The organism is Kitasatospora sp. NPDC086009 (assembly GCF_044540385.1).
Classification (GTDB): domain Bacteria; phylum Actinomycetota; class Actinomycetes; order Streptomycetales; family Streptomycetaceae; genus Kitasatospora.
Genome location: NZ_JBITSA010000013.1, coordinates 228,026 through 244,509, shown reverse-complemented (window position 1 = coordinate 244,509; position 16,484 = coordinate 228,026). Strand labels below are relative to the sequence as shown.

Sequence of the window (16,484 nt, the reverse complement as noted above, 5' to 3'; positions counted from 1 at the left end):
CGGTACGGCGGGGTGACGGCGGGCGGCGGCCGGGGCGGCCGGTACGGCGGTCGGGCGGGTACGGCGGGCGGTCGCCCGGCGCTCGGCCGCCCGGTGGGGGAGGGCCGGTACGCGGCTAGTGGTCGGCGGGGACGGGCCGCGCGGCGGGCGCGCGCCGCCGACGGGCGCCGACCCCCACCATCAGCAGGAACCCGGCGGCCAGCGCGATCGGCACGGCGTGCGAGAAGCCGACCACCGTGAGCGGGCTGAACCGCTCCATCAGCCCGGCGCTGAGCAGCATCCCGGCGCCCATGCCGAGGCTCTCGGCGCTCGCCACCAGCCCGAACGCCTGGCCGCGCCGGTCGTCGTCGACGGCCTGGATCCGGGTGGTGTAGGAGATCTCGGTGAAGCCGTCGGCGAGCCCGGCGCCGAGCGCGACGACGAGGAAGAGCGGGGTCGGCAGCCCGGTGAAGGCGAGGATGAAGCAGGTGGACATCAGCGCGGTGCCGACCGCGAAGGCCCGCTCGCCCGGCTCCCGGCCGCGTTTGACGAGCAGTCGGGAGACCAGCTGGTGGGCGCCCAGGCTGCCGACCGCCCAGGTGGCCCAGAACAGGCCCAGCACGGCAGCCGGGTTCTCCGGGGACGTCCGGGTCGCGAACACCGGCAGGCCGATGTTGTGCGCGGCCGAGCCGAAGGCGTCGACCAGCCGGATGGCGACCATCGCGCCGATCACCGGCAGGGTGCGCAGCAGCACCAGCCCGGCGAACCGCCCGCCCGGCTCGGCCGCCGGGCGCTCCGTCGCTCCGTCGCGCTCGGCCCGGGTGCGCAGCGGCAGTCGCAGCACGACCGTGCCGAATACGACGAAGCTGGCGGCGTCGGTGAGCAGCGCGGCCTGGAACCCGGCCCAGGCCACCAGCACGCCGGCCGAGGCGAACCCGAGCACCATCGCCGTCGAACGCCCGGTCACCAGCACCCCGTTGGCGCGGGCCCGGTGCTCCGGGCCGACCATCTCGGGCACGCTGCTGCGCAGCGCGACGGCGCTGAGCGTGCCGGCCGCGCCGAAGAGCAGGGCCAGCGGGTAGAGCACCGGGATCCGCAGGTGGTCGGGGACGATCGCGAGCGCCACCAGGCCGGTGGCCTGGGTGAAGGCGCAGCCGACCATCAGCAGCCGGCGGTCGAGGCGGGCGACGACGCGCCCGGCGAGCACGCCGGCGCCGAAGCCGCCGAGCAGACGCAGCGTCAGGTAGCCGGCGGTGCCGAGGGCGTTGCCCGCGGCCTCGTAGGCGAAGAGGCTGAGCGCGACCATATTGAGCTGGCTGCCGTAGCTGGAGACGGCGTCCCCGACGGCGAGCCGGTAGAACGGCCTGGGCAGGGCGCTCGTGGCGGTACCCCGGCTCGGAACGGTGTGATCCCCCACGACGGCTCCATTGCCATGTGACATTTCATCTGGATCCTAGGGCGGCGCCGTCGGCGGGATCAAGGGGTTCGACCGCTCACGGCGCTAAGACCATACGACGGTACGCCGTCAATTCGGACCGGAACGTTCACTTCCGGCCACCCGGCGCCCGAGCATGGCCGACCGAGGCGCCCTGGCGACGGCCGGCCGCTGTCGCCGGGCGGTTCGCGGGCGTACGGTGGCCACACGGTGGTGCGCAGTGCGGTCGCGCGCCCGTCGGGGCGCGGGACGGCGGCGCCACCGCCCCGCGATGGCACGCCCCGCCGGAGACCGCGATGGCTGATCCCCTGGCCGACCGCATGGCCTTCTTCACCACGCCCCGGCACCCCCGTGAGCGCCGGGACCCGCAGGAGCGGCTGGGGGACTGGCGCGAGGTCTACCGGGAGGGCGCGACGCTGCCGGTCGCCGGTGACCAGGCCGCGCGCTGCATGGACTGCGGTCTGCCCTTCTGCCACCACGCCTGCCCGCTCGGCAACCTCGTCCCGGACTGGAACACCCTGGTCGCCCACGACGACTGGCGAGCGGCCGCCGCGCGTCTGCTGGCCACCAACAACTTCCCCGAGTTCACCGGCCGGCTCTGCCCCGCCCCGTGCGAGAGCGCCTGCGTACTGGCGATCGACGCGGAGGCCGTGACGATCAAGAACATAGAGCTGGCGATCGCCGACCGGGCCCTGGAGAGCGGCTACGACCTGCCGCAGCCGCCCGAGCGGCTGACCGGCCTGCGGGTGGCCGTGGTCGGCTCGGGCCCCGCCGGGCTGGCCGCCGCCCAGCAGCTGACCCGGGCCGGCCACACCACGACCGTCTACGAACGCGCCGACCGGATCGGCGGCCTGCTGCGCTACGGCATCCCGGCGTTCCGGCTGGAGAAGCACCGGCTGGACCGGCGGATCGACCAGATGCGGGCCGAGGGCACGGTCTTCCGCACCGGCGTCGCGGTCGGCCGCGACCTGCCCGCCGACGAACTGCGCGCCCGCAGCGACGCCCTGGTGGTGGCGGTCGGCGCGACCCGCTGCCGCGACCTCCCGGTACCCGGCCGCGAGCTGGCCGGCGTGCACCAGGCCATCAGCTACCTGACCCTCGCCAACCGGGTCGACGAGGGCGACTACCCCGTCTCGCCGGTCTCCGCCGAGGGACGCCACGTAGTGATCGTCGGCGGCGGCGACACCGCCGCCGACTGCCTGGGCACCGCGCTGCGCCAGCGGGCCGCGGCGGTCACCCAGTTCGACATCAACCCCCGCCCGCCCGGGCGCCGCGCCTCCGGCCAGCCCTGGCCCGTGCACCCCAAGGTCTACCGGGTGACCACCTCGCACGAGGAGGCCGGCGGCCCGGCCGCCGAGCCCCGGGTGTTCGCGGCGGCCACGGTGGGGTTCGAGGCGGGCCCGGACGGCCGGCTGGCGGCCGTCCGCTTCGCCGAGGCGCGGCGGGGCGACCGCAGCCCCCGGCCCGGGACCGAACGCACCCTCCCGGCGGACCTCGCCCTGCTGGCCCTCGGCTTCGCCGGCCCGGGCTTCCCCGGCGCCGGCTTCTCCGGGCCCGGCCGGGACGGCGGGCTGGTCGGCCAACTCGGCCTCGCCGTCGGCCCGCGGGGCACCCTCGTCCGCGACGAGGAGTTCGCCGGCGGGGCGGACGGGGTGTTCGTCGCGGGCGACGCCGGGCGCGGCCAGTCGCTGATCGTCTGGGCGATCGCCGAGGGCCGGGCGGTGGCCGCCGCCGTCGACCGCCACCTGCGCGGGCACACCGAACTGCCCGCACCGGTCTCGCCGTCCGACGGCCCGCTCGCCGTCTGAGCGCCCGCCGCGTCGCCGCCCGTCGCGCCGCGCGCGGGCCCTCACCGCCGCCGCGCCGCCCGGGCCGGTCAGACGAGTTCGAGCACCAGCTTGCCGGTGTTCTCGCCCCGGAAGAGCATCTGCAGGGTCTGCGGGAAGTCGTCCACCGTGCCCCGGACCACGTGCTCCAGCACCTTGATCCGCCCCTCGGCGATCCAGCCGCCGAGTTCCCGCGCGGCCTCCTTGTAGCGCGGCGCGTAGTCGAACACCACGAAGCCCTCCATCCGGGCCCGGCGCACCAGCAGCGACAGGTAGTTCGACGGCCCCTGGACGTCGGTGGCGTTGTACTGGCTGATCGCGCCGCAGACGACCACCCGGGCGCGCATCGCCAGGCAGGCCAGGGCGGCGTCCAGGATCTCCCCGCCGACGTTGTCGAAGTACACGTCGATGCCGTCCGGCACCAGGGTGCGCAGCGCCTTCCGGACGTTCCCGGCGCGGTAGTCGACCGCCGCGTCGAAGCCGAGCTCGTCCGTCAGCACGGCGCACTTCTCGGCGCCGCCGGCGATGCCGACGACCCGGCAGCCCTTCGCCTTGGCGATCTGGCCGACCATGCTGCCCACGGCGCCCGCGGCGCCGGAGACCACCACCGTCTCGCCCTCCTTCAGCGCGCCGACGTCCAGCAGGCCGAAGTACGCCGTCATGCCCGGGCTGCCGAGCGCGCCGAGGAAGGTCGACGGCGAGGCGAGCGCGGGGTCGATCCGCACGGCGCCCTTCCCGTCGGAGACCACGTGCTCCTGGACGCCGAAGAGGCCCGCGACCAGGTCGCCGATGGCGAAGCCGGGGTGGTTGGACTCGGTGACCTCGACGACCGACCCGGCCCGCATCACCTCGCCGATCCCGACCGGCGGCAGGTAGGAGGGGCGGTCGTCCAGCCAGCCGCGCATCGCCGGGTCCAGCGAGAGGTAGCGGGTGCGGCCGGCGAACCGGCCCTCGCCCGGCGCCGCGGCCGGCTCGGTGACGTGTTCCCAGTCCTCGGGGCCGATCTCGCCCACCGGCCGGCGGGCGAGGCGGATCTGACGGTTCTCTGCGGACAACATGGCGGCTCCCGGTGGCTGGACTGAGCTGGAGCGCGGTACGGCGGACCTCCCGCGACGAGGGAGAGTCTAAGCAAGCGCTTAGTCAGTGCGCCAGGGCGGGACCGGCGGTCCCGCCTCCGACCCGGTCCGGACGCTGCCGACCGGGTCGGCCTGCGGGCTGTTCGGGCGAGGCGCGCCGGTCGGACGGAGGTCGGCCGCTACCTTCTGGCGGGGGCGGGACGACCGGACGACGCGCACGGGAGAGCCATGACTTCGAAGCGGCCCGAGGGCGGGGTGGCGGTGGTACGGGTACGGGCCTCGCAGGTGCTCCGCAACCCCAAGGTCTGGATGGTCCCGACCGTCATCGTCGGCACGGTGGCCTTCCTGCTGTCGCTGCTCTACCTGGGCGGCATCATCAACCCCCGGGCGGACCTGCACCGGTTGCCGATCGGCCTGGTCAACGCCGACCAGGGGGCCGTCGTGGCGGGCCAGCCGCAGAACCTCGGCGCGCAGATCACGGCCGGCATCGCGGCCGCGCCGGACCCGCAGGGGCAGGTCTCCTGGCGGCTGCTCGACCAGGCCGCCGCCGACGACCAGCTGGCCTCGGGCAAGCTCGCGGGCGCGCTGGAGGTCCCGGCCGGCTTCACCGCCGCCGTGGCCGCGCTGGGCGCGCCCGCGCAGCCGATGCCGCCGCGGCCCACGCTGACGGTGCTGACCAACCCCGGGGTGGGCAGTCTCGCGTCCTCGCTGGCCTCCTCGATCACCCAGGCGGCCGCGCAACAGGCCTCGACGCAGCTCGGCAAGACCCTGACGGCGCAGGCGCAGGCCCAGCCGGCGGCCGGCGGCGGTGCGGCGATCAACGCGACGCTGCTCCAGCTGGCCGACCCGGCGGCCGTCGAGGTCAAGGTCGGCCACCCCATCGGCCCGCACAGCGGGCTGGGCCTGACGGCGTTCTACTACACGCTGCTCCTCGTGCTGGCCGGCTTCCTGGGCGCCAACGTGATCAGCAACGGTGTGGACGTGGCGCTCGGCTACGCGGCCAGCGAGCTGGGGCCGCTGCGGATGCAGCACCCGCTGGTGCCGATCAGCCGCACCCAGACGCTGACCGTCACCTGCGTGATGTCCGTCTGCCTCTCGGTGCTGACCTCCAGTCTGGTGATGCTGGCGACCGTGGTGGTGCTCGGGATGGACGCCTCGCACCTGCCGCTGCTCTGGGTCTTCTCGGTCTGCGCCAGCGCGGCGGTCGGGCTCGGCGCGCAGGCCCTGATCGCCGCGTTCGGCGGGATCGGGCAGCTGATCAGCATGTTCGTCTTCATCGCCCTCTCACTGCCGTCCTCCGGGGCGACCATCCCGCTCCAGGCGCTGCCGACCTTCTACCGGGGGCTGGCGGTGTTCGAGCCGATGCGCCAGCTCAGCGACGGCGTCCGGGCCATCCTCTACTTCGACGCGCAGGCCGACGCCGGGCTGGCGCGGGCCTGGGTGATGATCGCGATCGGCACGGTCGCGGCCCTGGTCTTCGGCTTCGCGATGACCACCTACTACGACCGCAAGGGCCTGCACCGGTTCCATCCCGAACCGAGCTGACCTGTCGGATGTCCCGCCGGGACTCATGTCCCAGTGGGACATTTCCGGGTGTACGGTGGACGACGTGAGCATCGAAGAGGCAGCGGGAGCGGCCCCCGAGGGCCGGCGCGAACGCAAGGCACGCCGAACCCGGGAGTCGCTGGCCGCCGCGGCCCTGCGGCTGGTCCTGGAGCGGGGCCTGGCCGCCGTCTCCGTGGAGGACGTCACCGACCTGGCCGACGTCTCCCGACGCACCTTCAGCCGGTACTTCCCCTCCCGGGAGGACGCCGTACTGGACTGCCTGCGGGCCGACTTCGCCCGGATCAACGCGGCCCTGGCCGAGCGCCCCGCCGCCGAGACCCCGCTGACCGCGTACCGCGCGGCCCTGCGGGTCTGGCTGCGGGACGACCTCGACCCGGCCTGGCACCGGCGCCCCGGCGTCCGCGAGCTGTTCGGCCTGATCGCCGCGGAACCCGCGCTGACCGCCGCCTACCGGCGGATCTGCGTCGACGAGGAGGAGGCGTCCATCCGGATCGCCGCCGCCCGGCTCGGCCTGGACGCCGAGCACGACCTGCGCCCGGCCGTCGCCATCGGCCTCGGGGTCGCGGCCCTCCAGGCCGCCTCCCGCGCCTGGGTCCGGCACCCCGCGACCGGCGCGGCCCCCGACCTGCCCGACCTGCTGGAGCAGGCCTTCGAGCTGCTCACCGCCGAACCGCCACCCGACGGCACGGCGGTGTGAACGAGCGCGCCCACCCGGCGCGCACCGGTACGAAAGGAACGACCGCCATGACCGGCATCGACTACACCCAGGAGTTCACCGGCCGGACCGCGCTGGTCACCGGAGGCGCCTCCGGCATCGGCCTCGCGGTGGCCCGGCGACTGGCGGCCGGCGGCGCCGCCGTCGCGATCGCCGACTTCGACCCGGCGGGCGCCCGCGAGGCCGCCGCCGAGCTGTCGGCCGCCGGAGCCCGCGCCCTGGCCGTCGACGTGGACGTCACCGACCCGGAGTCGGTGCGCGCCGCCGTCCGGGCCACCGTCGACGGGCTCGGCGCCCTCCACCTGGCCGTCAACAACGCCGGCATCGCCGGGGCGGCCGCCCCCACCGGCGCCTACGAGCCCGAGGACTGGCGGCGGGTGCTGGCCACCAACCTGGACGGCGTCTTCTACTCGCTGCGCTACGAGATCCCCGCCATCCTCGCGGCCGGCGGCGGCGCCGTCGTCAACATGGCCTCGATCCTCGGGACCAACGGCTTCGCCGGCTCGCCCGCCTACGCCGCCGCGAAGCACGGCGTGGTCGGCCTCACCAAGACGGCCGCCCTGGAGTACGCCGCCCAGGGCGTGCGGATCAACGCCGTCGGCCCGGGCTTCATCGACACGCCGCTGCTGCGCGACGCCGACGCCGCCGCCCGCGACGCGCTGGTCGCGCTGCACCCGGCCGGCCGGCTCGGCCGCGCGGAGGAGGTCGCCGAGCTGACCGCCTTCCTGCTGTCCGACCGGGCCTCCTTCGTCCACGGCAGCTACCACCTGGTCGACGGCGCCTACGCGGCCCGCTGACCCGGCCGATTCCGGGGGGAGGGGGAACACCGCACGCCGCGCGCACCGGACGCCCGTCCCGAACGCGCCCGCACCGAAGGAGAGTCACGACGATGAAGGCAGTCCAGTACCGCACGGCCGGCGCCGCCCCCGAGGTGGTCACCGTCCCCGATCCGGAGCCCGGCCCCGGGCAGGTCCTGCTGAAGGTCACCGCAGCGGGCGTGTGCCACTCCGACATCGCCGTGATGAGCCTGCCCGCCGAGCAGCTGTCCTTCCCGCTGCCGCTGACCCTCGGCCACGAGGGCGTCGGCACCGTCGCGGCGCTCGGCGCCGGAGTGACCGGCTTCACCGAGGGCGACCCGGTCGCCGTGTACGGGCCCTGGGGCTGCGGCAGCTGCGCCAAATGCGCGGAGGGCAAGGAGAACTACTGCCTGCGCGCCGCCGAACTCGGCATCCGCCCACCGGGCCTGGGCGCCCCGGGCGCGATGGCGGAGTACATGATCGTCGACGACCCGCGGCACCTGGTACCGCTCGGCGGACTCGACCCGGTGCGGGCCGTCCCGCTGACCGACGCCGGTCTGACGCCCTATCACGCGATCAAGCGCTCGCTGGGCAAGCTGGTGCCGGGCAGCACCGCCGTGGTGATCGGCACCGGCGGCCTCGGCCATGTCGCGATCCAGCTGCTGCGAGCGATGACGGCGGCCCGGGTGGTCGCCCTGGACGTGACGGAGGAGAAGCTGGCCCTGGCCCGGGCCGTGGGCGCGCACGAGGCGGTGCTCTCGGACGCCTCGGCACCGGCGGCGGTCCGCGCCCTCACCGGCGGCGTCGGCGCCCAGGTGGTGCTGGACTTCGTCGGCGCCCCGCCGACGGTGGCCTCGGCCGGCGCGATGGCGGCGGTGGAGGGCGACGTGACGATCGTCGGCCTCGGCGGCGGCTCCCTGCCGGTCGGCTTCGGCACCCTCCCGTACGAGGTGTCGGTGGCCTCCCCGTACTGGGGCACCCGCTCCGAGCTGATCGAGGTGCTGGACCTCGCCCGGGCCGGCGCGGTCGAGGTGCACGTCGAGACCTACGGCATCGACGACGCCCCGCTGGCGTACGAGCGCCTGCACGCCGGGCTGATCAACGGCCGCGCGGTGATCCTGCCGAACGGCTGAGCGCGGGAGCGGCCCGGACCGCCCCGGCCCGTCCGGACCGTCCCGGACCGCACCGCGGCGGTCCGGGGGCCGCGCCGGGGTCAGCGGCCGGGCGGGGCGGCGGAGGCCGTGGGCGCGGCGGCGCCGCCGCAGGTGGCCGTGTCGATCAACGCCTGGAAGGTGCGGCCCGTCGCCTCGCTCAGCTCGTAGGGATTCAGCGAGATCGCCAGCTGCCGGCGCCCGGCGGCGTCGCCCATCACGATCGTGCCGTAGCCCGCGATCCCGCCGCTGAGCCCCCAGTAGTCGCCGCAGGCGGTCGGGTACCGCACCAGCCCGAGCCCGTAGCCGCCCCCGGTGTCCGTGGTGACCTGCTGCTTCATCTCGGCCAGCTCGGCCGGGCCCAGCAACCTGCCGCCGAGCAGCGCGGCATTGAAGCGGGTGAGGTCGGCGGTGGTCGAGATCCCGGCGCCCGCCGGACCGAAGGCGGAGGGGTTCTGCAGGGTGATGTCGACCGGGCCGTCGGCCCGCGGGAGGTACCCGTGGGCGTGCGGCCCGGGGACGAAGGGCGAGGAGCCGGGCATCGACGTCCCGTACAGGCCCAGCGGGCGGATGATGCGGCGCTCGACCTCGTCCGCCCAGGAGTGCCCGGTCGTCCGCTGGACGATCATCCCGAGCAGCACGTAGTTGGTGTTGGAGTAGTGCCACGGGCCGGGCTCCGAGTACGGCGGGTGGGCGTTGGCGAGGTCGACGACGTCCTGCGGCCGATAGGTGGTCCAGCGCCCCACCCGCAGCCAGCGGTCGGCCGCCTCGCCCTCGGTGCTGAACCGGGCGTCGTCCGTGAAGTTGTAGAGACCGCTGGTGTGGTTCAGCAGCCGGCGCACGGTGATCGCGCCGCCGTTCGGTACGACCCCGGGCAGGTACCGCTCGACCGGGGCGTCCAGAGCGATCCTCCCCTCCGCGACCAGCTGGAGCACCACGGTGGCGGCGAAGGTCTTGGTGACGCTGCCGATCCGGAACCGGGCGTCCTCGGGCACCGGCGCCCCGCTGCGCAGGTCGGCGACGCCCGCCGCGCCCCGCCACACCCGGCGGCCGTCCTCGCGCACCTCGGCCTGCACGGCGCTGGAGCCGCCCTCCGACACCACGGCGCGGATCGCCCGGTCCAGCGCGGCGGCGTCGGTCGCGGGCCGCGCCGGGGCGGTTGCCACGACGCCACCGGGCGTCGCCGCGAGGGCCGCCGGCGCCGCGGTGCCCAGGAGGCCGGCCGTGGCCAGGGCGGCGATCGCGGCCCCGACGGCCGAGCGGCGGAGCCTTGACGGTGACGTGCTGACGGTCATGACGGTGTCCCTCCCGAGAAGCGCCGGATTCCCTTCCGGCTGATGCCAGCCTGGCCCCGGCCCACCGGGGCGGGCGTCCGCCCGAGGTCGCGACGGCCTCCCCCAGGGGTGTCGTGCGGGCTCCGCCGGAAGGAGGAGGAGCCCGCCTATCGACCGGGGCCGTCCGTCCCATCGACGCGGTTCGGCTCGACGGGTTCGGCTCAACGGGGTTCGACGAGCCCCAGCAGCCAGAAGTCGGCGCAGGGGCCGGCGCTGGTGACGGTCGGATCCCCGGGCCGGCCAGCGCGGCCGGGGCCGGGCAGCTCCCCGGTCCGGGTGCGTGCCGCGGGGTACGCCGCAGGTGGGAGGCCGATGCCCTCCTGCGGGCGGATGGCGGCCGGGGCGGTGCGCCGTATCGTCGGCGGTATGAGCCGACCGCTGCACCTGGCCACCTACCTGATGGCCTACGACACCCGGGCCCAGGCCCTCCAGGACCGCACCCGGGCCGGGTTCCTGCTGCGCGCCGCCGCGCTGGCCGAGCTGGCCCAGCGCGGTGACCTCGTCGAGGACGGCCGGGGCCGGGTGCTGGTGGCGCCCGGCGCCGGCCCCGCCGGGGACCCGGTGCTGGACGCCGTCCTGGCCGAGGTGGCCGCACGGCGGCGCGGCTGGAAGTCGTGGATCAAACGCGGCCGCGAGGAGACGCTGGACGCCGTCGAGCAGCGGCTGGCCGTCCTCGGCGTGCTGACGGTCCGGGACCGTGACCCCTACGGCCCCGTCGTGCCGCGGCGGCCGGTGGCGATGCCCGACCCCCGGGAGGCGCTGGACCGGCAGCTCCGGGTGGCCGAACTGGTCCGTGGCGAGGAGCCGGTGGGCGAGGTGGCGTTCGCGGACGCGGTGCTGGCGGCGCTGGCCGCGCACGGGCAGGTGCGGCTGGTGCTGTCGCGCCAGGAGCAGCGGACGCACGCCGGGCGCATCGCGGCCCTCACCGCGCGGCTGGGGGAGCGGGCACCCGGGCTGGCCAAGGCGGTCGACGGGCTGGGGACGACCATGGTGGCCGCGCAGGGCGGGATGGGCGGCGGCTGAGCACGGAGCGCCGGCCGCACAGGTGGGGGAGCGGCGGAGCAGGGCGCCGCGGAGCCGGTTCGTCGACGCAGCGAGTGGGCAGGAGTGGTGAAGCGCTTGCTTTGACGTCGGCGTCAATGTCTACCGTCGACATCGCGTACCGGCGCCGAACGGGCGGCGGAGACGCGTCCGGGGGCCTGGCCGGGTGTCCGGCCATGACCACCCGTGGTTCGACGGCACCGGAGACCGCGTCACACCGCTGACGCGGCCGACCGGTGGCGATGCTTTGATTCGCCCCTGATACAACCCGAGGTCGCCTTCATGCCTTCCCTGCTGCACATCGACGCGAGCATTCGTCACGACGGCTCCGTGTCCCGCGAGTTGTCCGCCTACTTCGCCACCCAGTGGCGCGAGAACCACCCCGACGGCGGTTACGTCTACCGCGACCTGGGTGCCGAGCCCGTCCCGCACATCACGCACGCCGTCCGCGAGGCCCTGCTCGACCCGAGCGGCGAGCACGGCGAGACCCCGGAGGAGCGGGCGCTCAGCGAGGCGGTCACCGCCGAGGTGCGCGAGGCGACCACGCTGATCATCGGCGCCCCGATGTACAACTACACCATCCCGTCGACGCTCAAGGCGTGGGTGGACCGTCTCGTCACCCCGGCCCACATGGTGGCTCCCGGCGGCGACCCGGGCCTGCTCAGCGGCAAGTCCGTCGTGGTGGTCACCGCCCGGGGCGGCTCCTACGCCCCCGGCACCCCCCGTGAGGGCTGGGACTACCAGGAGCCGTACCTGCGCGCCGTCCTGGGCGCGATCGGCCTGGCGGACGACCTGACCTTCGTCCACGCCGAGCTGACCCTGGCCGCGATCGTGCCGCAGATGGCCGCGCTCAAGCCGCTGGCGGAGAAGTCCCGGGACACCGCGTTCGAGACGCTCAAGACGCTGGCCGCCTGAGGGTCCGTCACGCGGTAGTCCTGTCGGTGGGTCGCGGGGCCGCGGCCGGGTGGTTCCCGGCGGCGGCCCCGCTCACGTCTCACGCCGGCCGTGGCCCCGGCCGGGGCGATCAGCCGCGCCCGGCGGGCCGGGTGATCCCGGCCCGCTCGGCGACGTCCAGCGCCGGCTTCAGCAGGAGCGGACGGCGGTCCTCGTGCTCCGGACCGGCCGCCGCCAGCAGATCCGCCACCACCGCGGCGTCCACGGTGCGCGCCTCGGCGTGCCGGACGAACCGGGCGAGCGCATCGGTGAACGCCGCCGCGTCCGCGGGCCGGACGGCGGCGAGCTCGGCCGCCTCGTCGGCGAACTCCGCCTCCGAGCCCAACCACCCGGCGGCGCCGGACAGTCCGTCGTCGTCGAGCGACTCCGGGTACGGGATGCGGTGCCAGGCCCCGGCCTGCCACCAGTAGACGAAGCCGAACAGGTTCCCCTCGGCGTCCTCGCGCAGCGCCTCCCAGGGCAGCCACGACGGACCGCCGGCGAGGAAGTCGATCTGCCGGCCGTCGACGTGGGTCCGGCTGCCGTCGGAGTCCTGCCCGCAGAAGACGACGCCGCCGCCCTCGCACCGCGTGACGCGCCACCAGTAGGAGCCGCCCGTCGCGTCGCACCACACCCCGTGCTCGTCCAGCCAGTAGCCCTCGGGGTTGCCGTGGGCGGCCTCCAGGAGGGCGAAGGCGACGGCCCTCGCCCACACCCGGTCACCGTGGTCCAGATCCTCGGGCCGGCTCGGCCTGTGCATGATGCTGCTCCTCCTCAGGTGGGTCGGGCCCAGCCTGGCACACGCCACCGACAACGCGAGGAGCGGGCTCGCGCTCCTGCCGGAGGCGCCGCGCGGCGAGGTCATGGCGCAGGAGACGTCTACGGCACCGGCCGGTTCCGGTCCGGCGGCCGCACACGCCCCCGCCGGCCGGCGTCCGCGCGCGGACGCCGGCAGACGGTCACACACCCTTCAGGAACGCCCCCGCCCTGCGCCACGAGTCCTCGGCGGACTCCTTGTCGTACGGCGGGTGGCCCGGGAAGAAGAAGGCGTGCTGCGCCTCGGGGTAGACGACCACCTCGTGCGGGACGCCCGCCGAGGCGAGACCCGCGACGACCTCCTCGCGCTCGGCGGCGCCGATCACATGGTCCCGGCCGGCGAAGAACAGCAGCACACGCGTGCCCACCCGGGCGATGGCCGGGGTGTCCTCGGCGAGCGGGGCCGGGCGGCTCAGCGCCGTGCCCGAGGTCGTCAGCCAGCCGGGGAAGTAGGCCACCACGGCGTCCAGTTCGAGGCGGGTCGCCGCGAAGTACGCGATGTGCCCGCCGAGGCTGAAGCCGATCATGGCGGTACGCGTCGAAGCCCCCGCGTACTGCCGGGCGTGCGCGACGGCGGCCCGCAGATCCGCCTCCACCTCGTCCCGGGCGAACCCGTCGAGCAGCGCGAAGGCCCGGGTACGGTTCTCGGGGCTCTGCGCCATGCCGGCGGCCGTCCCCTCCTCGCCCGCGCGGTAGTAGAGGTCGGGCGCGACAGCGACGAAGCCGAGCGCGGCGACGTCCCGCACCGTCTTCCGGACGTCCTCCGTCACCCCCCACAGCTCGGCCCCGACGAGCACGACGGGGTGGTCCCCCGGCTCGGTGGGCCGTGCGAGGTAGGCCCCCATCGGCGGCGCCCCCGCGGCCGCCTCGATCCGGATCTGCTCGGCAACGATCTCGTACGCCATCGTCCGTCCTTCGCTCCACGTCGCACCCGCGCGTCCTGAACTCCACGCGGGCTCTGCCCTGTTGACGATCATGGGTGGGCTTGCCGGAGAGGCATGCTAGCCCAGTCGATCGCCTCGCGAACGCAGCGCTCCGGCTCGACCGCCGCCTCCCGGTCATCGCATCCCGGACCGGGCGGCCCCTCGGACGTCGGGGTCCGCTCCCGTCCCCCCGGTCAGTGGGTGGCCTGGACGGCGATGACGACGAGCGGCCTCACCCTCACCTCGGCTCAGGGACCGACCTCGGCTCAGGGGCCGACGTATTCGTACACGCCCCCGTGCGGGTGCCGCAGTACCGCGCGGTGACCGTTGGGGGTGGGTTGCGGCGGCATCACCACGGTGGCACCGGCCGCGCGTCCCTCCTCGACGGCTGCCGCCAGATCCGGGACGGCCAGGGTGGCACTCACTCCGGCGAACGTCCGTACCGCGTCGTCCGGACCGCAGAACAGCAGGAAGGGTCCGACGCTCGCCAGCCGCACACCTGCGAAGGTGAAGCGGCTCGCGGTCCGGCCGGTCAGCCGTTCGTAGAAGGGGATGGCCGCTTCCAGGTCGTCGACGCGCTGTCGTGCGATCACTGAGTCGATCTTCGAGTCGATCTTTGAGTCGATGTTTGAGTCGATCTTCATCGGCATGCTGGAACACCTCGTCAGGTCGGGCCCGCGGTCAATGCCCTGGCCATGACCGCCGGCCTCGGCTCGGGCCCGGTGGGGCCGGCGCCGGACCGCGCCGGCCCCACCGGGCCTTACGAAGGATCAGGCATCGCCCTTGCTCTGCCAGGTCGCCCGCTGGCGCAGCGAGATCCGGTTCCCGTCGGGATCCACGGCCTCGATCCGGATCCCGTACCCGTAGTCCTCCGGTTCGGGCTGGTCGAAGGTCACACCGCGCTCGCGGAGCACCTTGAAGTCCGCCCGCAGGTCGTCCGATTCGAGGAAGACCGGACCGGGCGTCGTGCCCGGCTGTAGCGCGGCCGGCTGCCCCGAGGCCGTGGCGTGCGGCCAGAGGATGATCTCCAACGGGCCGCCGGAGACACCTACGGTGAGGAAGCGCCCGTCAGGACCGGGGTAGTCGACGCGCTTCTCCAGGCCGAGCTGCTCCGTGTAGAACCTCAGCGCGCGGTCCTGGTCGGTGACATAGAGCGTTACGTACATGATGTTCGTCAGCACCGTGTGGTCCTTCCATCGGTCGGTCAGGCGGTCCGCCTCACTTCATCGACGGACTTCGCCGAAGGAACGTGACCGATGGACGGAGAAAACTTGACGGCTTGTGCGGGCCGGGCATCCGCGACGGCCCGGAGTGGGCCCCGCCGGTAGGGCGGGTCAGGGCATCGGGACGGCTTCCAGGCAGGGGTGGGCGGTGCCGTAGCCGGTGGGCAGGGCGAGGACTTCGGCGGTCGAGCCGTTGATCTGGAAGCGGAATCCGCCGGTGGTGTCCTCGTAGACGGGTTCGTGGGCCGGTCCGAGGCGGTCGGTGCGGTGCACGATGACGGTGCGTGTCGTGCCGTTCGGGCCGCGGACGGCGATGGCGTAGCGGGTGGCGTCCCTCACGGCGCACTGCCTCGCTGGTCGAAGCTGTTGTGCTGGTCGGCGAGGCCGGCGAGGCCGGCGAGGCCGGGCCGTTCGGCGACGGCCGGGAGCCGGCGTGCGGCCCCGGCGCGGATCCGTGCGGGGGCGGGCGCGGTGAGCCGGCGGACCACGCCGCGGGCGCGGCCGGTGGCCGGGGCGGGGGTGGTCATGGCAGGTGCTTCCCCTCGAGGATGGGGCTGGGGGTCTCGGCCGGGGTGTCGTTGAGGAGGCCGGTGGTGTGGACGGGTTTGGTGTGGAGGCCGGTTTTGGCGTCGGCGGGGCGGGTGCCGCCGGGCGGTGTGGCCCCGTCGGGGTGGCCGTCGAGGGTGAACAGGGCGGTGGTCTCGGTGAGGGCCAGGAGCCGCTCCAGGCGGGGGCCCGGGTCGGTGATCGTGAGGCGGCGTTTGGCGCGCAGGGCGGTCAGCCGCAGGCGCAGGAGCATGTTGAGGCCGTAGCTGTCGCAGAACGTGACGGCGGAGGTGTCGAGGTCGAGGCCGGTGCCGCTCTGGTGGAGCAGTTGTTCCAGGGTCTCGCGCATGCCGTCCGCGCTGTCCATGTCGATCTCCCCGGCCACCTGGACCAGGGTGCGGTGTGCTCCGGCGGTGACCGCGAGGTCCGGGCCGCCGGGCAGGCGCCGCGGTACGGACGGCGGCTGCACGGCGGAGCGCCCTGCGGCGCCGGTAGCGGACGGATCTTCGGTCATGGCCGGGTCCTTGGGGAGGGAAGGGGCGGGCTGAGACCCTTCCAGCGTGGCCCGCAGCCACATTCACGTCAAGAGATACCAGAAATTCGATTCAGGTGTAGCGAAATCTGAATCTTTCGTCTTACGGTAGGGGGCATGGCACACGAGGAACCCACGGCGAGAACAAGCTGGACGTTCGTGACCAACCACGCCCGCGTGCTGGCCGCGATCGCCCGCGACCCCGGTATCCGGCTGCGGGACATCGCCGTGGAGGTCCAGCTGACCGAGCGCGCCGTCCAGGCGATCGTGACCGACCTCGACCAGGGCGGCTACCTCACCCGCGACCGCGCCGGGCGACGCACCCACTACAGCATCGCCTCCGGCACCCTGCTCAGACACCCCGCCGAGGCCGGGCTCAGCATCAGCGCACTGCTCGACCTGCTCGCCCCCACCCGCAAGGACCGCGACCACGACGCCCCCACCGGCGACGGCGGTGCCCGCCGGGTGAACGGCACGTCGGCCAGCCGGCCCCACCCCTGACCGCGCCACGCTTCGTCCACGGGATCGGGTGGTCGCCACCCGGCCCGAACGGGGGCCGCGCGCCTCGGCCCGCGAGCCCGGTACCTCCCG

The 16,484-nt window shown here is 74.9% G+C and carries 18 protein-coding genes; 8 read left to right on the top strand and 10 right to left on the bottom strand.

The annotated features are described in order from the left end of the window. Positions 1-115: 115 nt before the first annotated feature. Positions 116-1,396: an MFS transporter gene (locus ACIF6L_RS27645; protein WP_396490104.1), complete on the bottom strand. Its 1,281-nt coding sequence runs from the start codon at positions 1,394-1,396 to the stop codon at positions 116-118. 326 nt (positions 1,397-1,722) lie between these two features. Here ACIF6L_RS27645 and ACIF6L_RS27640 point away from each other — a divergent pair, with 326 nt between their 5' ends. After that, positions 1,723-3,222: a glutamate synthase subunit beta gene (locus tag ACIF6L_RS27640; RefSeq protein WP_396490401.1), complete on the top strand. Its 1,500-nt coding sequence runs from the start codon at positions 1,723-1,725 to the stop codon at positions 3,220-3,222. Between the two features lie 68 nt (positions 3,223-3,290). On the opposite strand, the gene ACIF6L_RS27635 is transcribed toward ACIF6L_RS27640, so the two are convergent. Further along, entirely contained in the window at positions 3,291-4,298 is a 1,008-nt protein-coding gene (locus ACIF6L_RS27635; protein ID WP_329485779.1) for an NADP-dependent oxidoreductase, read from the bottom strand. 246 nt (positions 4,299-4,544) lie between these two features. On the opposite strand from ACIF6L_RS27635, the gene ACIF6L_RS27630 reads away from it, so the two are divergent. The 4 genes from ACIF6L_RS27630 to ACIF6L_RS27615 all read left to right on the top strand — a co-directional run bounded on the left by ACIF6L_RS27630 (position 4,545) and on the right by ACIF6L_RS27615 (position 8,527). Then, positions 4,545-5,861 carry a DUF3533 domain-containing protein gene (locus ACIF6L_RS27630; protein WP_359809073.1) on the top strand — a complete coding sequence of 439 codons (1,317 nt, stop codon included), beginning with the start codon at positions 4,545-4,547 and terminating at the stop codon, positions 5,859-5,861. Between the two features lie 64 nt (positions 5,862-5,925). Beyond that, complete coding sequence (locus ACIF6L_RS27625) at positions 5,926-6,579, top strand: TetR family transcriptional regulator (RefSeq protein ID WP_329485777.1); 654 nt, start codon at positions 5,926-5,928, stop codon at positions 6,577-6,579. Positions 6,580-6,626: 47 nt separating this feature from the next. After that, positions 6,627-7,394: an SDR family NAD(P)-dependent oxidoreductase gene (locus ACIF6L_RS27620; RefSeq protein ID WP_329485776.1), complete on the top strand. Its 768-nt coding sequence runs from the start codon at positions 6,627-6,629 to the stop codon at positions 7,392-7,394. 92 nt (positions 7,395-7,486) lie between these two features. Next, entirely contained in the window at positions 7,487-8,527 is a 1,041-nt protein-coding gene (locus tag ACIF6L_RS27615; RefSeq protein ID WP_396490106.1) for an NAD(P)-dependent alcohol dehydrogenase, read from the top strand. Positions 8,528-8,607: 80 nt separating this feature from the next. Here the strand turns inward: ACIF6L_RS27615 and ACIF6L_RS27610 are convergent, their stop codons facing one another. Next, positions 8,608-9,840 carry a serine hydrolase domain-containing protein gene (locus tag ACIF6L_RS27610; RefSeq protein WP_396490107.1) on the bottom strand — a complete coding sequence of 411 codons (1,233 nt, stop codon included), beginning with the start codon at positions 9,838-9,840 and terminating at the stop codon, positions 8,608-8,610. 405 nt (positions 9,841-10,245) lie between these two features. On the opposite strand from ACIF6L_RS27610, the gene ACIF6L_RS27605 reads away from it, so the two are divergent. Beyond that, positions 10,246-10,902, top strand: coding sequence for a GPP34 family phosphoprotein (locus tag ACIF6L_RS27605; protein ID WP_359809066.1), 657 nt, complete (start codon positions 10,246-10,248; stop codon positions 10,900-10,902). Between the two features lie 300 nt (positions 10,903-11,202). Then, positions 11,203-11,835 carry an NAD(P)H-dependent oxidoreductase gene (locus ACIF6L_RS27600; RefSeq protein WP_329485772.1) on the top strand — a complete coding sequence of 211 codons (633 nt, stop codon included), beginning with the start codon at positions 11,203-11,205 and terminating at the stop codon, positions 11,833-11,835. Between the two features lie 109 nt (positions 11,836-11,944). Here the strand turns inward: ACIF6L_RS27600 and ACIF6L_RS27595 are convergent, their stop codons facing one another. From ACIF6L_RS27595 to ACIF6L_RS27565, 7 genes are all read right to left on the bottom strand, one after another. Next, a complete protein-coding gene (locus ACIF6L_RS27595) occupies positions 11,945-12,613 on the bottom strand; it encodes a hypothetical protein (protein WP_359838720.1) in 669 nt (222 codons plus the stop codon). A 199-nt stretch (positions 12,614-12,812) separates the two neighbouring features. Then, positions 12,813-13,574 (bottom strand): dienelactone hydrolase family protein, encoded by a 762-nt coding sequence (locus tag ACIF6L_RS27590; protein ID WP_396490108.1) that lies wholly within the window; start codon positions 13,572-13,574, stop codon positions 12,813-12,815. A 284-nt stretch (positions 13,575-13,858) separates the two neighbouring features. Then, positions 13,859-14,242: a VOC family protein gene (locus ACIF6L_RS27585; protein WP_396492596.1), complete on the bottom strand. Its 384-nt coding sequence runs from the start codon at positions 14,240-14,242 to the stop codon at positions 13,859-13,861. A gap of 120 nt (positions 14,243-14,362) precedes the next feature. After that, entirely contained in the window at positions 14,363-14,773 is a 411-nt protein-coding gene (locus ACIF6L_RS27580; RefSeq protein ID WP_396490110.1) for a VOC family protein, read from the bottom strand. A gap of 153 nt (positions 14,774-14,926) precedes the next feature. After that, positions 14,927-15,154 (bottom strand): DUF6296 family protein, encoded by a 228-nt coding sequence (locus ACIF6L_RS27575; RefSeq protein WP_380390088.1) that lies wholly within the window; start codon positions 15,152-15,154, stop codon positions 14,927-14,929. Next, the gene (locus ACIF6L_RS27570; protein ID WP_396490111.1) at positions 15,151-15,342 is read right to left on the bottom strand and encodes a hypothetical protein; all 192 of its coding nucleotides are present in this window, start codon (positions 15,340-15,342) and stop codon (positions 15,151-15,153) included. Before ACIF6L_RS27570 ends, ACIF6L_RS27575 begins: the two co-directional genes overlap by 4 nt. Then, on the bottom strand, positions 15,339-15,875 hold the full coding sequence (locus tag ACIF6L_RS27565) for an STAS domain-containing protein (RefSeq protein WP_359809050.1): 537 nt from the start codon (positions 15,873-15,875) through the stop codon (positions 15,339-15,341). The genes ACIF6L_RS27570 and ACIF6L_RS27565 overlap by 4 nt, the downstream gene beginning before the upstream one ends. 135 nt (positions 15,876-16,010) lie before the next feature. Here ACIF6L_RS27565 and ACIF6L_RS27560 point away from each other — a divergent pair, with 135 nt between their 5' ends. Further along, positions 16,011-16,394, top strand: coding sequence for a MarR family transcriptional regulator (locus ACIF6L_RS27560; protein WP_396490113.1), 384 nt, complete (start codon positions 16,011-16,013; stop codon positions 16,392-16,394). Positions 16,395-16,484 lie beyond the last annotated feature (90 nt).

Excerpts from the sequence above, each read along its gene's own strand:
- ACIF6L_RS27635 (WP_329485779.1), bottom strand. The coding sequence starts at position 4,298 with ATGTTGTCCGCAGAGAACCGTCAGATCCGCCTCGCCCGCCGGCCGGTG.
- ACIF6L_RS27630 (WP_359809073.1), top strand. The coding sequence starts at position 4,545 with ATGACTTCGAAGCGGCCCGAGGGCGGGGTGGCGGTGGTACGGGTACGG.
- ACIF6L_RS27620 (WP_329485776.1), top strand. The coding sequence starts at position 6,627 with ATGACCGGCATCGACTACACCCAGGAGTTCACCGGCCGGACCGCGCTG.
- ACIF6L_RS27615 (WP_396490106.1), top strand. The coding sequence starts at position 7,487 with ATGAAGGCAGTCCAGTACCGCACGGCCGGCGCCGCCCCCGAGGTGGTC.
- ACIF6L_RS27610 (WP_396490107.1), bottom strand. The coding sequence starts at position 9,840 with ATGACCGTCAGCACGTCACCGTCAAGGCTCCGCCGCTCGGCCGTCGGG.
- ACIF6L_RS27605 (WP_359809066.1), top strand. The coding sequence starts at position 10,246 with ATGAGCCGACCGCTGCACCTGGCCACCTACCTGATGGCCTACGACACC.
- ACIF6L_RS27600 (WP_329485772.1), top strand. The coding sequence starts at position 11,203 with ATGCCTTCCCTGCTGCACATCGACGCGAGCATTCGTCACGACGGCTCC.
- ACIF6L_RS27595 (WP_359838720.1), bottom strand. The coding sequence starts at position 12,613 with ATGCACAGGCCGAGCCGGCCCGAGGATCTGGACCACGGTGACCGGGTG.
- ACIF6L_RS27590 (WP_396490108.1), bottom strand. The coding sequence starts at position 13,574 with ATGGCGTACGAGATCGTTGCCGAGCAGATCCGGATCGAGGCGGCCGCG.
- ACIF6L_RS27585 (WP_396492596.1), bottom strand. The coding sequence starts at position 14,242 with ATGCCGATGAAGATCGACTCAAACATCGACTCAAAGATCGACTCGAAG.
- ACIF6L_RS27570 (WP_396490111.1), bottom strand. The coding sequence starts at position 15,342 with ATGACCACCCCCGCCCCGGCCACCGGCCGCGCCCGCGGCGTGGTCCGC.
- ACIF6L_RS27565 (WP_359809050.1), bottom strand. The coding sequence starts at position 15,875 with ATGACCGAAGATCCGTCCGCTACCGGCGCCGCAGGGCGCTCCGCCGTG.
- ACIF6L_RS27560 (WP_396490113.1), top strand. The coding sequence starts at position 16,011 with ATGGCACACGAGGAACCCACGGCGAGAACAAGCTGGACGTTCGTGACC.